Consider the following 12,727-nt stretch of genomic DNA (forward strand, 5'->3'; position numbering starts at 1 on the left):
GCCGCCGTCGCCGCGGCTCCCGTCGTCGAGGCGCCGCCGCCCGCGCCGGAACCGGCCGCAGCCGAGCCGACGCCGGAGCCTGCAGCCGTCCACGCACCGGAGCCGGAAGCCGCCGAGACGCCGCCTCAGGATGCGCGGATCGACGACGTGATCGAGAGCCTGTCCCAGGCCCTCGGCGCCGCGATCCAGCAGCCGCAGGAGCCCGCCTCCGACGATCCGGCCTCGACCTTCGAACGGTGGACCGTCCGCCCCCGGCGCACGCAGCAGACCTGAGCGTCTGCCGCTTCGGACGCCGACGTCACCGACCTTCGAGGACCGCCGTTGCCCCCGCAGCGGCGGTCCTTCGCGTTCGGCGGGCGACCTCAGTTGCGGATGATCACGCTGGCGCCGCCATGGCTGCGGGCGAGGCCGAACAGCCGGCTGGCATGGCCGGGCGCGAGGCGGATGCAGCCGTGGCTGGCGCGCCGTCCGAGATGGCCCACCGCGTAGGTGCCGTGGATCGCGTAGCCGCCCCGGAAGAACATCGCGTGCGGCATCGGCGAGCCGTGATACTTGTGCGAGCGCCACATCGGTGCCATCAGCCCGACCCGGAAGTTGCCGTTCGGGGTGACGTAGCCGTTCCGTGCGGTCGAGACCGGCCAATCGTGCGAGAGCGCCCCGTCGACGTAGACGCGCATGCGTTGGCGCGACTGGTCAATCTGGGCGACGATGCCGGCGCTCGCGGGAACGACGAGGGCCAGGCTCAGGAGACCGCTCGCGGCGTTGAGGACGGCACGGACGAGGGGCACGACGAAGCTCCGGTGCTCGGAAAGGTCGGCCGACGGACGCGGACGTCCGGCGTCGACTTCGACGCGACCGCGATGACTTCAGTGCCCACTGTACTCTGCCGCGAAAAGACCGTTTTTCCTGTAGGAACAGGTTTTTGTCACACCTTCGGCGTGTCGAAATACTCAGCCGCCGTTGAGGCCCGAAGCCAACTTCGCTAGCCTCCGGCCAAATGGGAGGGTGCACGGCAAGCGTGCACGGGCGAGATCATGGCGCAGGCGATGCACGGTTCGACGAACGTAGCGGTGACCGAGAAGGCGATACGCCCGGATCCCTGGTACAAGGTGCTCTACATCCAGGTGCTGATCGCGATCGCGCTCGGCATCCTGCTCGGCTACCTCAGCCCCGATTGGGGCAAGTCGATGAAGTGGCTCGGCGACGGCTTCATCGCCCTGATCAAGATGATGATCGCGCCGATCATCTTCTGCACCATCGTGCACGGCATCGCCTCGATCGGCGACCTGAAGAAGGTCGGCCGCGTCGGCCTCAAGGCGCTGATCTATTTCGAGGTCGTCTCGAGCTTCGCGCTGCTGATCGGCATCATCGTCGGCGAGGTGGTCCGGCCGGGCGCAGGCTTCGGCGCCGACCTGTCCAAGCTCGATGCCAAGGCGGTCGAGGGCTACGCCAGCAAGGCGGCCGCCGACTCCACCGTCGCGCACATCCTCGGCCTGATCCCGAAGAGCTTCTTCGACGCGATGGCGACCGGCGACCTGTTGCAGGTGCTGCTGATCTCGATCCTCACCGGCTGCGTGCTGACCGGGATGGGCGCGAAGGGCGAGGCGATCACCCACGGCATCGACGCGGCTGGCCAGGTGTTCTTCCGCATCATCGGCCTGATCGTGAAGCTCGCTCCCATCGGCGCGTTCGGCGCGATGGCCTTCACGGTGGGCCAGTACGGCATCGGCAAGGTCATCGACCTCGCCTGGCTGGTCGGCACCTTCTACACCACCTCGCTGCTGTTCATCTTCGTGGTGCTCGGCGGGATCGCGGCCTTCTGCGGCTTCTCGATCTTCAAGTTCCTCGCCTACATCAAGGACGAGCTCCTGATCGTCCTCGGCACCTCCTCGTCGGAGACGGTGCTGCCGCACATGATGACCAAGATGAAGCGCCTCGGCGCCTCGGATTCGGTCGTCGGCCTCGTGATCCCGACGGGCTACTCGTTCAATCTCGACGGCACCAACATCTACATGACGCTCACGACGCTGTTCCTGGCGCAGGCGGTGGGCGCGGACCTGACCTTCGGGCAGTACGCGACGATCTTCCTCGTTGCGATGCTGACCTCGAAGGGCGCCTCGGGCGTCACCGGCGCGGGCTTCATCACCCTGGCGGCGACGCTGGCCGCGATCCCGGGCACCCCGGTGCCGGTGGCGGCGATGACGCTGGTGCTCGGCGTCGACAAGTTCATGTCCGAGTGCCGCGCGCTGACCAACCTGATCGGCAACGGCGTCGCGACCGTGGTCGTCTCCCGCTGGGAGGGCGAGCTCGACAAGGCCAAGCTCAACCAGGTGATGGCGCACCCCGTCTCGATCGGCACGCACATCTCCGACGAGACGCCCGAGTTGATGACGGTCGAGAGCGGTCCGCGCGCGCCGAAGGTCGCCGCCGCGGAGTGAGCGCATCGCATACCGGGGCGGCCCACCGCCTCGGCATCGATCTCGGAGGCACCAAGACCGCCGGCATCGTCCTCGATGCCGGCGGTCGCGTTCTGGCCGAGGCCCGCCTTCCGACACCCCGGAACGATTACGCCGGCACGGTGCGAACGATCGCGGACCTCGTCGCCAGGCTGGAGGCGGAGGCGGGCGGCACCTGCACGGTCGGCGTCGGGATGCCGGGCGCGATCTCGCCGGCCACCGGCCTCGTGAAGAACGCGAACTCGCACTGGCTCAACGGGCAACGGTTCGGTGCCGATCTCGAGACCGCGCTCGGACGGTCCGTCCGCATCGAGAACGATGCGAACTGCCTCGCCGTGTCCGAGGCGGTCGACGGCGCAGGCGCCGGGTCGAGCCTGGTCTGGGCGGTGATCCTCGGGACCGGCGTCGGATCGGGCATCGCCTGGGATCGGCGCCCGCTCGCCGGCCGCGGCCGCATCGCCGGGGAATGGGGCCACAACCCGCTGCCGCGGCCTGGCGACGACGAGCGGCCCGGGCCGGCCTGCTATTGCGGACGTCGCGGCTGCATCGAAACCTGGGTGTCGGGGCCGGGCCTCGCAGCCGACCACGCCCGCCGCACCGGCATCGCAGTCTCGGCCGAGGCGGTGGTCGCGGCGATGCGCGAGGGCGACGTCGTCGCGACAGCGACCTTCGCCGCCTATCTCGACCGGCTCGGACGCAGCGTCGCGCACGTGGTCAACATCCTCGATCCCGACGTCCTCGTGATCGGCGGCGGGCTCTCGCGGGTCCCGGAACTGATCGCCGGCCTGCCGGCGGCGACCGCACCGCACGTCTTCTCGGACCGCTTCGACACGCCGATCCGCGAGAGCCTGCATGGCGACGCCTCGGGCGTGCGCGGTGCAGCCTGGCTGTGGAACGCCGGATAGCCCGGCGCCCGCCCGCCACGCGCGAAAAGACACTTGTCACCAGCCGCGATCGCACATAAAGATATCTTTATGTCTAACGATCGCGCCAGCCCGACGGCACCGGTCTCCTTCCCCGACGCGCTGGGCGTGTTGCGGGCGGCGGCGGAGGAGACGCGCCTGCGCATCCTGGCGCTGCTGTCCGAGGGCGAGCTCTCGGTCTCCGACCTCACCGACATCCTCGGCCAGTCCCAGCCGCGGATCTCGCGCCATCTCAAGCTCCTGGTCGAAGCCGGGCTGATCGAGCGCCACCGCGAGGGGGCTTGGGCGTTCTTCCGGCTCGCGGAGACCCGCGCCGGCCTGGTCGACCCGCTGATCGCCGGCCTGTCGCGCGACGGCGCGCCGTTGTCCGAGGATCGCGCCCGCCTCGACGCGGTCCGCAACCAGCGGGCGGAGACCGCAAAGACCTTCTTCGCGCGGCTGGCACCGAAATGGGACGAGCTGCGCTCGCTCCACGTGCCCGAGGCCACCGTCGAGGCGGCGGTGCTCGCGGCCTTGGGCAATCGTCCGGTCCGCAGCCTGATCGATCTCGGGACCGGCACCGGGCGGATGCTCGGGTTGCTGGCGCCGCTCGCCGGCCGGGCGACCGGGCTCGATTCGAGCCACGCCATGCTCTCGGTCGCGCGCGCCAACCTGGAACGGATGGGGTTGGCGCGGGTCGACCTGCGCCAGGGCGACATCCACGCCCCGCCCTTCGCCCGCGGCAGCTTCGACCTCGTGGTGGTGCATCAGGTGCTGCATTATCTCGACGAGCCGGCGCGGGCGCTGCGCGAGGCCGCCCGCCTCGTCGCGCCGGGCGGCCGCCTGCTGGTGGTCGATTTCGCCCCGCACGACCTCGAGTTCCTGCGCGAGTCGCAGGCCCACCGCCGTCTCGGCTTCGCCGCCGATCAGGTCTCGGGCTGGCTGTCCGAGGCCGGGCTCGACACCGTGGTGACCCGCGACCTCGCGCCGACCGAGCAGGCCCAGCTCACCGTCACCCTCTGGCTCGCGGCGGACGGCCGTGTCGCCCCCGAAGCCATCCAGCCCGAACGCGCCGTCGCCTGAGGCGGCCGACGCCCTTCCACGATCGTCTGAACCGAACGACATTGAGGACGAAGCCCATGCCGAACGCCAACCGCCACCGCGCCAGCCGCGACGGCTACCACCCGATCCGCGTCTCGATCGAGTTCTTCCCGCCGAAGACCGAGGAGATGGAGAAGATCCTGTGGTCCTCGATCGAGCGGCTGGCGCCGCTCGGGCCGAAATTCGTCTCGGTGACCTACGGGGCCGGCGGCTCGACCCGCGAGCGCACCCACAACACCGTGGCCCGCATGGTGACCGAGACCGGCCTCAAGCCGGCCGCCCACCTGACTTGCGTGGATGCGACCCGCGACGAGATCGACGCGGTGGTGCAGTCCTACTGGGATGCCGGCGTGCGCCACATCGTGGCGCTGCGCGGCGATCCCGCCGAGGGCGTCGGCCACGCCTATCGCCCGCATCCCGGCGGCTACGCGCAGACCTCGGACCTCGTCGCCGGCATCAAGCGCATCGGCGACTTCAAGGTCTCGGTCTCGGCCTATCCCGAGAAGCACCCCGAGGCCGCCTCGCTCGACGCCGACATCGACGCGCTGAAGGCCAAGGTCGACGCCGGCGCAGACCAAGCGATCACGCAGTTCTTCTTCGAGAACGACGTCTACCTGCGCTACGTCGACAAGGTGCGCGCCGCCGGCATCGACATCCCGATCATCCCCGGCATCCTGCCGGTGCAGAACTTCAAGCAGGCCGCCAACTTCGCCCGCCGCACCGGCGCTTCGGTGCCGTATTGGCTGGCGGCGCGCTTCGACGGGCTCGAGGGCGACGTCGAGACCCGGCGGCTGGTGGCGGCGGCGGTGGCGGCCGAGCAGGTGCTCGACCTCGTCGACGAGGGCGTCAACGACTTCCACTTCTACTCGATGAACCGCTCGGACCTCGTCTACGCGATCTGCCACCTGCTTGGCCTGCGCGCCCAGGCACCGAAGGTGGCGACGGCGAAGGCGGCCTGATCGATCGACCTCCCGTCATCCCGGGGCGCCGCGGGCGCGCCCGGGATCCAGACGCGCGAACCTTGCCGACAAGTCTTTGACGGCAGCCGAAACCGGCCTTCCGGACCCGTCGCGGTTCTGGATTCCGGGCTCCGCTGCGCGGCCCCGGAATGACGAGTGAGACATCCATGACCGACCTTCGTCCCGTCGACGGCACCGAGATCGAAGCCGCCCTGCGCCAGCGCGCGCGGGAGAAGATCCTCGTCCTCGACGGGGCGATGGGCACCGTGATCCAGCGCCTCGGCTACGGCGAGGCCGACTTCCGCGGCGAGCGCTTCAAGGACCACGCCCACGACCAGAAGGGCAACAACGACCTGCTGATCCTGACGCAGCCCGATGCGATCCGGCAGATCCACCTCGACTACTTCCTCGCCGGCGCCGACGTCTGCGAGACCAACACCTTCTCCGGCACCACGATCGCGCAAGCCGATTACGGCATGGAATCGGTGATCCACGAGCTGAACGCGCAGGGCGCGCGCCTCGCCCGCGAGGCCGCCAAGCTCGCCGAGGAGCAGGATGGCCGCCGCCGGTTCGTCGCCGGCGCCGTCGGTCCGACCAACCGCACGCTCTCGATCTCGCCGGACGTGAACAACCCCGGCTACCGCGCCGTGACCTTCGATCAGGTCAAGCAGGCCTATGCCGAGCAGGTCCGCGGCCTGATGGACGGCGGCGCCGAGCTGATCCTGATCGAGACGATCTTCGACACGCTGAACGCCAAGGCGGCGATCGCCGCCACCTGGCAGGTGTTCGACGAGCGCGGCGTCACCCTGCCGATCCAGATCTCCGGCACGATCACCGACCTGTCCGGGCGCACCCTGTCGGGCCAGACCCCCGAGGCGTTCTGGAACGCGCTGCGCCATTGCCGGCCGTTGACCTTCGGCCTCAACTGCGCGCTGGGCGCCCGCGAGATGCGCGGCCACATCTCGGAGCTGTCCCGCGTCTGCGACACGCTGGTCTGCGCCTACCCGAATGCCGGCCTGCCCAACGAGTTCGGCCTCTACGACGAGAGCCCGGAGGCGATGGCCAAGCTCGTCGCCGAGTTCGCCGAGGGCGGCATCGTCAACATGGTCGGCGGCTGCTGCGGCACCACGCCGGACCACATCCGCGCCATCTCCGAGGCCGTCGCCGGCAAGACGCCGCGGGTAATTCCTGAGATCGCGCCGCTGATGCGCCTGTCCGGCCTGGAGCCGTTCACGCTGACGAAGGAGATCCCCTTCGTGAACGTCGGCGAGCGCACCAACGTCACCGGCTCGGCCAAGTTCAGGAAGCTCGTCACCGCCGGCGACTACGCCGCCGCCCTCGACGTCGCCCGCGACCAGGTCGCGGCCGGGGCCAGCATCATCGACGTCAACATGGACGAGGGCCTGCTCGATTCCGAGAAGGCGATGGTCGAGTTCCTCAACCTGGTCGCCGCCGAGCCCGACATTGCCCGCGTGCCGGTGATGGTCGATTCCTCGAAGTTCCACGTCATCGAAGCCGGCCTGAAGTGCATCCAGGGCAAGGCGATCGTAAACTCGATCTCGATGAAGGAGGGCATCGAGAAGTTCGTTCACGACGCGAAGGTGTGCCGCTCCTACGGCGCGGCCGTGGTGGTGATGGCCTTCGACGAGGACGGCCAGGCCGACACGCTGGAGCGCAAGGTCGAGATCTGCACCCGGGCCTACAAGGTGCTGACCGAGGAGGTCGGCTTCCCGCCCGAGGACATCATCTTCGATCCGAACGTGTTCGCGGTGGCGACCGGCATCGAGGAGCACAACGGCTACGGCGTCGCCTTCATCGAGGCGACCCGCATCATCCGCGAGACGCTGCCCCACACCCACATCTCGGGCGGCATCTCGAACCTGAGCTTCGCCTTCCGCGGCAACGAGCCGGTGCGCGAGGCGATGCACGCGGTGTTCCTGTACCACGCGATCAAGGTCGGCATGGACATGGGCATCGTCAACGCGGGCCAGCTCGCGGTCTACGACCAGCTGCCGGCGGAACTGCGCGAGCTGTGCGAGGACGTGGTCCTGAACCGGCGCGACGACGCCACCGACCGCCTTCTGGAGGCGGCCGAGCGCTTCAAGAGCGGCGCCTCGGCCCAGGCGAAGACCGCCGACCTGACCTGGCGCGAGGGCACCGTCGAGAAGCGCATCGAGCACGCGCTGGTCAACGGCATCACCGAGTACATCCTCGCCGACACCGAGGAGGCCCGCCAGGGCGTGGCGCGACCGCTCCACGTCATCGAGGGCCCTCTCATGGCCGGCATGAACGTGGTCGGCGACCTGTTCGGCTCGGGCAAGATGTTCCTGCCGCAGGTGGTGAAGTCCGCCCGCGTGATGAAGCAGGCGGTGGCCTACCTCGAGCCGTACATGGAGGCGGAAAAGCTCGCCAACGGCGGCGACGGGCAGCGCCGCGCCGCCGGCAAGGTGCTGATGGCTACCGTGAAGGGCGACGTCCACGACATCGGCAAGAACATCGTCGGCGTGGTCCTGGCCTGCAACAACTATGAGATCATCGACCTCGGCGTGATGGTGCCGGCGACCAAGATCCTCGAGGTCGCCAAGCGCGAGAACGTCGACATCGTCGGCCTCTCCGGGCTGATCACGCCGTCGCTGGACGAGATGGTGCACGTCGCCGCCGAGATGGAGCGCGAGGGCTTCGACGTGCCGCTGCTGATCGGCGGCGCCACCACCAGCCGCGTCCACACCGCGGTGAAGATCCACCCGTCCTACCAGCGCGGGCAGGCGATCTACGTCACCGATGCCAGCCGCGCGGTCGGCGTGGTCTCGAGCCTGATTTCGAAGGAGACCCGCGGCGGGGTGATCGAGAAGGTGCAGGCGGAATACGCCAAGGTCGCCGACGCCCACGCCCGCTCAGAGCTCGACAAGCAGCGCCTGCCGCTGGCCAAGGCCCGCGCCAACGCGTTCAAGATCGACTGGACCGATTACGCGCCGAAGAAGCCGAGCTTCACCGGGACGCGCGTCTACGGCTCGTACGAGGTGGCCGACCTCGTGCCCTACATCGACTGGACGCCGTTCCTGCAGACCTACGAGTTCAAGGGCCGCTACCCCGCGATCTTCGAGGACCCGAACCAGGGCCCGGCGGCCAAGGCCCTGTTCGAGGACGCGCAGGCGATGCTCAAGCAGATCGTCGCCGAGCGCTGGTTCAACCCGAAGGCGATCCTCGGCTTCTGGCCGGCCAACGCGGTCGGCGACGACATCCGCCTCTACACCGGCGAGAGCCGCTCGGAGACGCTGGCGACCTTCCACGGCCTGCGCCAGCAGCTGTCGAAGCGCGACGGGCGGCCGAATACCTGCCTGTCGGACTTCGTGGCACCTGCCGAGACCGGGATCGCCGACTACGTCGGCGGCTTCGTCGTCACGGCGGGCCTGGAAGAGGTGCGGATCGCCGAGAAGTTCGAGCGCGCCAACGACGACTACCGCTCGATCCTGGTCAAGGCGCTCGCCGACCGCATCGCCGAAGCGTTTGCCGAGCGCATGCACGAGCGCGTGCGGCGCGAGTTCTGGGGCTACGCGGCGGACGAGACCTACACGCCGGAAGAGCTGGTGCGCGAGGAATACGACGGCATCCGCCCGGCCCCGGGCTACCCGTCGCAGCCCGATCACACCGAGAAGGTCACGCTGTTCGACCTGCTCCAGGCCGAGCGCCGCATCGGCGTGAAGCTCACCGAATCCTACGCGATGTGGCCGGGCTCGTCGGTCTCCGGGCTCTACATTGCCCACCCGAAGGCGCACTACTTCGGCGTCGCCAAGGTGGAGCGCGACCAGGTCGAGGACTACGCGATGCGCAAGGGCATGGACCTGCACGCCGTGGAGCGCTGGCTCGGGCCGATCCTCAACTACGATCCGGCGCGCTACCTGGCGGTGGCGGCGGAGTAGGCCGCCTCGACTTTGCGGCTCCGGCCTCCCGATCTATCCTCGTGACGGACATCGGGAGGTCGGCATGTCGAACATCGCGAAGATCATCCGATCGGACGGGGAGGAGGCGGTACAATTGCCACCCGGTTTCCAGTTCGAGGGCGACACGGTGCGGATCCGACGCGACGGCGAGGCGGTCATCCTCGAACCGATCGTGGATGAGTGGTCTTGGCTCGAAGCCATCGCCGTCAAGCTCGACCCTGACGTCCTCGATGCCATCCTGAAAGCCACGGATGAAGATGTGCCGCAGCAAGACCGCCCGGCGCTCGACGAACTCTGATGCTCTATCTGCTTGATACCAATGTCGTAGTGGCTTTGCTGAAGCAACGACAACGGGTTTGGGAGCGGTTGCGAGCACATCGGCGGCGCGATTTCGGCGTTTCGGCGATCGTTTCGCACGAGTTGTTCTTCGGTGCCTATCATGGTGATCGCCAAGACGAAACGCTCGCCGGGATCGATGCCCTGCGCTTCCCCGTGATCGATTTCACCGTCGCCAACGCCCGCCAGGCCGGCGAGATCCGTGCGGTCCTCGCCGCGGCCGGAACGCCGATCGGCCCCTACGACGTCCTGATCGCCGGGCAGGCGCTCGCGCGCGACGTGACGCTCGTCACCCGCAACGTCCGCGAATTCTCGCGCGTCCCCGGCCTGCGGGTCGAGGATTGGGAGGGCGGCGGCGCATAAGCCTGCGCCTGTGTCCCGGCGGAGCTTGACCGGGCGGCCCTCGCGGCTTCAATGCCCGTGCGGGTCGTCCGCGGGTCAGTTGCGTGGAGACGGGTATGAAGCGGCTGGCGTTTGTCATCGCCGTCGCGACGGGCCTCGCGGTCACCGGATGCACCGGGTTTTCCCACATCTCCAAGACCTATGTCAGCCTGACGCCCCAGGTCGTGACGATCTCCTGCAACGACCCGTACGAGGTCTACGACCAGCGCAAGCAACGACGGATGCTGATCGTCTCGAACGCGGTGCGCGAGTTCACCGGCTGCGGCATCGGCGACCGCTATGCCGACCGCGACCCCGGCGAGACGCGGGCGGCGCGCTTCCGCCTGGCGGCGCGGACCTACCTTGACGAGACGGTGCGCGAGGATTGCAGGATCACCGGCGAGACGGTGTTCACCGACCTGCAGACCGAGTTCGTCTACGCCTGCGGCGCCCCGATCGAGCCGCGCACCGCGAAGGTGCCGCGCCTGCCCGGGCGCACCAATCCCGGCATCGGGCTGCGTTGAGTCGCTATCGCTTGGCGGTCTGCGGGAAGCTGCGCTCTGCGGCGTCGCCCGAGGCGGCGAGCAGCGTGCGGGCGAAGGCGCGCGCCTCCGCCCGGCTCAGGCTGAGGATGGCGGTGACCGGTTTTCCGTCGAGGTCGGGCAGCCCGAGCTCGAGGCGCACGCCGTCGCCCGCCGCCGCCGCGGACAGGCTCCAGCCGCGTTCGCCCGCGGGGCCCGGTTCCTGCTCCGGATCGCTCATCGTCGTGCATTCCCGTTCGGTCGCCGTCCTGCATGACCGATCGCGCCCGCGGAGGCCAGAGCCGGCGCCGGGCTTTATCGAGGCGGCCGCCCGGTCCGGCGGTTGACGAAGCCCTCCGGGGATGATGTCTGCGCGGCCGACCGCGCCTCGCCGGGGCGCCGCTTCCAAGGCCGAGAGACATGTCCGAGATCTGGTTCCGCACGGGCGAGGCGACGGTGCTCGCCGCCGAGGGGCAATACACCGACGCGATGCCCGAGGTGCTGATCGGCTCGACGCGGGGCCCGGTCGGCCAGGCCTTCGCCGGCATGATGGGCCAGGTGCAGGGCCACACCCGGATGTTCGTGGTGCGCGACCTCAACCAGCTCGTGCGCCCGGCGACGATGATGACCACGAAGGTCACGATCCACACCGCGGAATACGCCGAGCTTCTCGGCGGCGTGGTTCAGGCCGCGACCGGCGACGCGATCGTCGATTGCGTAATCGAGGGCATCCTGCCCAAGGACGGCTTGGACGAGCTGTGCATGATCATCATGATCTGGCTCGACGAGCGCTGCGGCGCCGATCCGAACGTGGACCGCAAGGACCTCTACCGCACCAACTACGAGGCGACGAAGCTCGCCATCGGCCGCGCCATACGGGGCGAGCCGACGATCGAGGAGCTGATCGCCAACCGCAAGACGGTGAAGCACTACGCGCTCGAGGACGTCGTCGAGTACTGAGGCGAACGCTCAGGCGGTCCTCCGCGCGCGTGCCAGCGAGGTGCGCGCGTAGAGATCGACGACCCGGCAATCCAGGCCGGCGGCGGGCAGGATCAGGCGCTCGCCGGGATCGGTCAGGCGTCGCGTGATCCAGCCGCCCGCGTCGCGGATGGCGAGCGTCACCGCGACGACCCGCTGCTCGATCAGCAGGACGACGTCGCACATCGGCAGGGCCTGGTAGCCCGCCAACTTGATCGCGATCTTCCCGCGGTTCGAGCCCGAGGGCTTCCGGCGGTCGCTGGGGGAGATGATCTCGGCGGCGAGGTAGCAGGTCCCGGAAACGCTTCCGCCGGGCTCGACGTCGGATCGATCGATCACGGCGGCGTCGGGAACGTAGGCGTTCCCCTCGATCACCGGCCGCAGGTCGATCGCCGGGTTCTGCAGGACCACCCGGTCCGAGCCGATCCGTCGAGGCCCTCACTCAGCCGCCGGTCGAGGTTTCCGGCGATGATCTGATGATCGATGCTCGGCTGCGCCTGCATGACGAAACGCCCTTCGATGAGTTCCCATTTCTCCTCGTCGGGGCGGGACGCGACGAAGTCCCAGAAGCTTCGATGCGCGTCGAGGCGGGAAGCATCCGTCAGCAAGGCGGGCATGATGGGCTCCGTGCCGAGAACGTCTGCGAGAGAGATCGGCCCGGCCGCACGACCGGTCAAGCGCATGTCAGCCCGGCGGGATGCGGCCGACCGAGCAGAGGGTGCGGATCGAGCCGGTGCTGTCGGTGTAGCAGCTCGCCGACCAGCCGTTCTGCTGGACAAACGACTTGCGCCGCTCCGAGAGCGCGGTGGCATGTGCCGTGGCGATGATGGCCTGGACCGCGCCGGCCGACTCGCCGACGAGCAGCTCGGAGGCGATCGACAGGTCGCGGAAGAAGGCGGCCGACGGCGTCGTCTCGCCGGAGCTCGCCTGGACGATCGGCTCGGCCCGGCAGGTCAGGTCGAGCTTGATCGCGCCGGGCACCCGGATGTCGATGCTGGGGCCGGCGCGGCGCCCGACCTTGCCGCCTGTGGCGGCGGCGATCCTCAGGGCGAGGCCGTCGCATTCGTCGGCGCGGGCAGCGGCGGGGATCAGCAGGAGGCAGGCGAGGGCGAAGCGAAGCATGGCCGCACCATACGCGCAGCCGGTCGGCTG

Annotated in this window: 14 protein-coding genes and 1 pseudogene; 10 read left to right on the plus strand and 5 right to left on the minus strand. The window is 69.3% G+C overall.

The annotated features are described in order from the left end of the window. Positions 1-273: pseudogene (locus FV227_RS09255) on the plus strand (hypothetical protein); the annotation flags it as partial. A gap of 89 nt (positions 274-362) precedes the next feature. Here FV227_RS09255 and FV227_RS09260 read toward each other — a convergent pair. After that, positions 363-788, minus strand: coding sequence for a L,D-transpeptidase (locus FV227_RS09260; RefSeq protein ID WP_246686416.1), 426 nt, complete (start codon positions 786-788; stop codon positions 363-365). A 258-nt stretch (positions 789-1,046) separates the two neighbouring features. On the opposite strand from FV227_RS09260, the gene FV227_RS09265 reads away from it, so the two are divergent. The 8 genes from FV227_RS09265 (at position 1,047) to FV227_RS09300 (ending at position 10,600) form a co-directional block, all read left to right on the plus strand. Beyond that, complete coding sequence (locus FV227_RS09265) at positions 1,047-2,438, plus strand: dicarboxylate/amino acid:cation symporter (RefSeq protein ID WP_147858780.1); 1,392 nt, start codon at positions 1,047-1,049, stop codon at positions 2,436-2,438. Further along, positions 2,435-3,361: an ROK family protein gene (locus FV227_RS09270; RefSeq protein WP_147858781.1), complete on the plus strand. Its 927-nt coding sequence runs from the start codon at positions 2,435-2,437 to the stop codon at positions 3,359-3,361. Before FV227_RS09265 ends, FV227_RS09270 begins: the two co-directional genes overlap by 4 nt. 69 nt (positions 3,362-3,430) lie before the next feature. Then, positions 3,431-4,441: a metalloregulator ArsR/SmtB family transcription factor gene (locus FV227_RS09275; RefSeq protein ID WP_147858782.1), complete on the plus strand. Its 1,011-nt coding sequence runs from the start codon at positions 3,431-3,433 to the stop codon at positions 4,439-4,441. 56 nt (positions 4,442-4,497) lie between these two features. Next, positions 4,498-5,418 (plus strand): methylenetetrahydrofolate reductase [NAD(P)H], encoded by a 921-nt coding sequence (gene metF, locus FV227_RS09280; RefSeq protein WP_147840880.1) that lies wholly within the window; start codon positions 4,498-4,500, stop codon positions 5,416-5,418. A gap of 167 nt (positions 5,419-5,585) precedes the next feature. Further along, the gene (gene metH, locus FV227_RS09285; RefSeq protein ID WP_147858783.1) at positions 5,586-9,338 is read left to right on the plus strand and encodes a methionine synthase; all 3,753 of its coding nucleotides are present in this window, start codon (positions 5,586-5,588) and stop codon (positions 9,336-9,338) included. A gap of 64 nt (positions 9,339-9,402) precedes the next feature. After that, positions 9,403-9,657 (plus strand): AbrB/MazE/SpoVT family DNA-binding domain-containing protein, encoded by a 255-nt coding sequence (locus tag FV227_RS09290; protein ID WP_147858784.1) that lies wholly within the window; start codon positions 9,403-9,405, stop codon positions 9,655-9,657. Next, positions 9,657-10,058 (plus strand): type II toxin-antitoxin system VapC family toxin, encoded by a 402-nt coding sequence (locus FV227_RS09295; protein WP_147858785.1) that lies wholly within the window; start codon positions 9,657-9,659, stop codon positions 10,056-10,058. Before FV227_RS09290 ends, FV227_RS09295 begins: the two co-directional genes overlap by 1 nt. Before the next feature lie 95 nt (positions 10,059-10,153). Further along, complete coding sequence (locus FV227_RS09300) at positions 10,154-10,600, plus strand: hypothetical protein (protein ID WP_147858786.1); 447 nt, start codon at positions 10,154-10,156, stop codon at positions 10,598-10,600. Between the two features lie 4 nt (positions 10,601-10,604). On the opposite strand, the gene FV227_RS09305 is transcribed toward FV227_RS09300, so the two are convergent. Beyond that, the gene (locus FV227_RS09305; RefSeq protein ID WP_147858787.1) at positions 10,605-10,838 is read right to left on the minus strand and encodes a hypothetical protein; all 234 of its coding nucleotides are present in this window, start codon (positions 10,836-10,838) and stop codon (positions 10,605-10,607) included. Between the two features lie 179 nt (positions 10,839-11,017). Here FV227_RS09305 and FV227_RS09310 point away from each other — a divergent pair, with 179 nt between their 5' ends. Then, positions 11,018-11,557: a formaldehyde-activating enzyme gene (locus FV227_RS09310; RefSeq protein WP_147858788.1), complete on the plus strand. Its 540-nt coding sequence runs from the start codon at positions 11,018-11,020 to the stop codon at positions 11,555-11,557. Positions 11,558-11,566: 9 nt separating this feature from the next. On the opposite strand, the gene FV227_RS09315 is transcribed toward FV227_RS09310, so the two are convergent. The 3 genes from FV227_RS09315 to FV227_RS09320 form a co-directional block, all read right to left on the minus strand. Beyond that, positions 11,567-11,986 carry a Uma2 family endonuclease gene (locus FV227_RS09315; RefSeq protein WP_246686417.1) on the minus strand — a complete coding sequence of 140 codons (420 nt, stop codon included), beginning with the start codon at positions 11,984-11,986 and terminating at the stop codon, positions 11,567-11,569. Beyond that, complete coding sequence (locus tag FV227_RS29750) at positions 11,947-12,192, minus strand: Uma2 family endonuclease (RefSeq protein ID WP_246686418.1); 246 nt, start codon at positions 12,190-12,192, stop codon at positions 11,947-11,949. The genes FV227_RS09315 and FV227_RS29750 overlap by 40 nt, the downstream gene beginning before the upstream one ends. A 67-nt stretch (positions 12,193-12,259) precedes the next feature. Continuing rightward, the gene (locus FV227_RS09320; protein WP_147858789.1) at positions 12,260-12,697 is read right to left on the minus strand and encodes a hypothetical protein; all 438 of its coding nucleotides are present in this window, start codon (positions 12,695-12,697) and stop codon (positions 12,260-12,262) included. Between the last annotated feature and the right edge of the window lie 30 nt (positions 12,698-12,727).

It is taken from the genome of Methylobacterium sp. WL119 (assembly GCF_008039875.1).
Taxonomy (GTDB): Bacteria; Pseudomonadota; Alphaproteobacteria; order Rhizobiales; family Beijerinckiaceae; genus Methylobacterium.

What these genes read in the sequence shown, in the direction of transcription:
- FV227_RS09305 (WP_147858787.1), bottom strand. Translation starts at nt 10,838, where the DNA reads ATGAGCGATCCGGAGCAGGAACCGGGCCCCGCGGGCGAACGCGGCTGG.
- FV227_RS09275 (WP_147858782.1), top strand. Translation starts at nt 3,431, where the DNA reads ATGTCTAACGATCGCGCCAGCCCGACGGCACCGGTCTCCTTCCCCGAC.
- FV227_RS09265 (WP_147858780.1), top strand. Translation starts at nt 1,047, where the DNA reads ATGCACGGTTCGACGAACGTAGCGGTGACCGAGAAGGCGATACGCCCG.
- FV227_RS09295 (WP_147858785.1), top strand. Translation starts at nt 9,657, where the DNA reads ATGCTCTATCTGCTTGATACCAATGTCGTAGTGGCTTTGCTGAAGCAA.
- FV227_RS29750 (WP_246686418.1), bottom strand. Translation starts at nt 12,192, where the DNA reads ATGCCCGCCTTGCTGACGGATGCTTCCCGCCTCGACGCGCATCGAAGC.
- metF (WP_147840880.1), top strand. Translation starts at nt 4,498, where the DNA reads ATGCCGAACGCCAACCGCCACCGCGCCAGCCGCGACGGCTACCACCCG.
- FV227_RS09300 (WP_147858786.1), top strand. Translation starts at nt 10,154, where the DNA reads ATGAAGCGGCTGGCGTTTGTCATCGCCGTCGCGACGGGCCTCGCGGTC.
- FV227_RS09310 (WP_147858788.1), top strand. Translation starts at nt 11,018, where the DNA reads ATGTCCGAGATCTGGTTCCGCACGGGCGAGGCGACGGTGCTCGCCGCC.
- FV227_RS09290 (WP_147858784.1), top strand. Translation starts at nt 9,403, where the DNA reads ATGTCGAACATCGCGAAGATCATCCGATCGGACGGGGAGGAGGCGGTA.
- metH (WP_147858783.1), top strand. Translation starts at nt 5,586, where the DNA reads ATGACCGACCTTCGTCCCGTCGACGGCACCGAGATCGAAGCCGCCCTG.
- FV227_RS09320 (WP_147858789.1), bottom strand. Translation starts at nt 12,697, where the DNA reads ATGCTTCGCTTCGCCCTCGCCTGCCTCCTGCTGATCCCCGCCGCTGCC.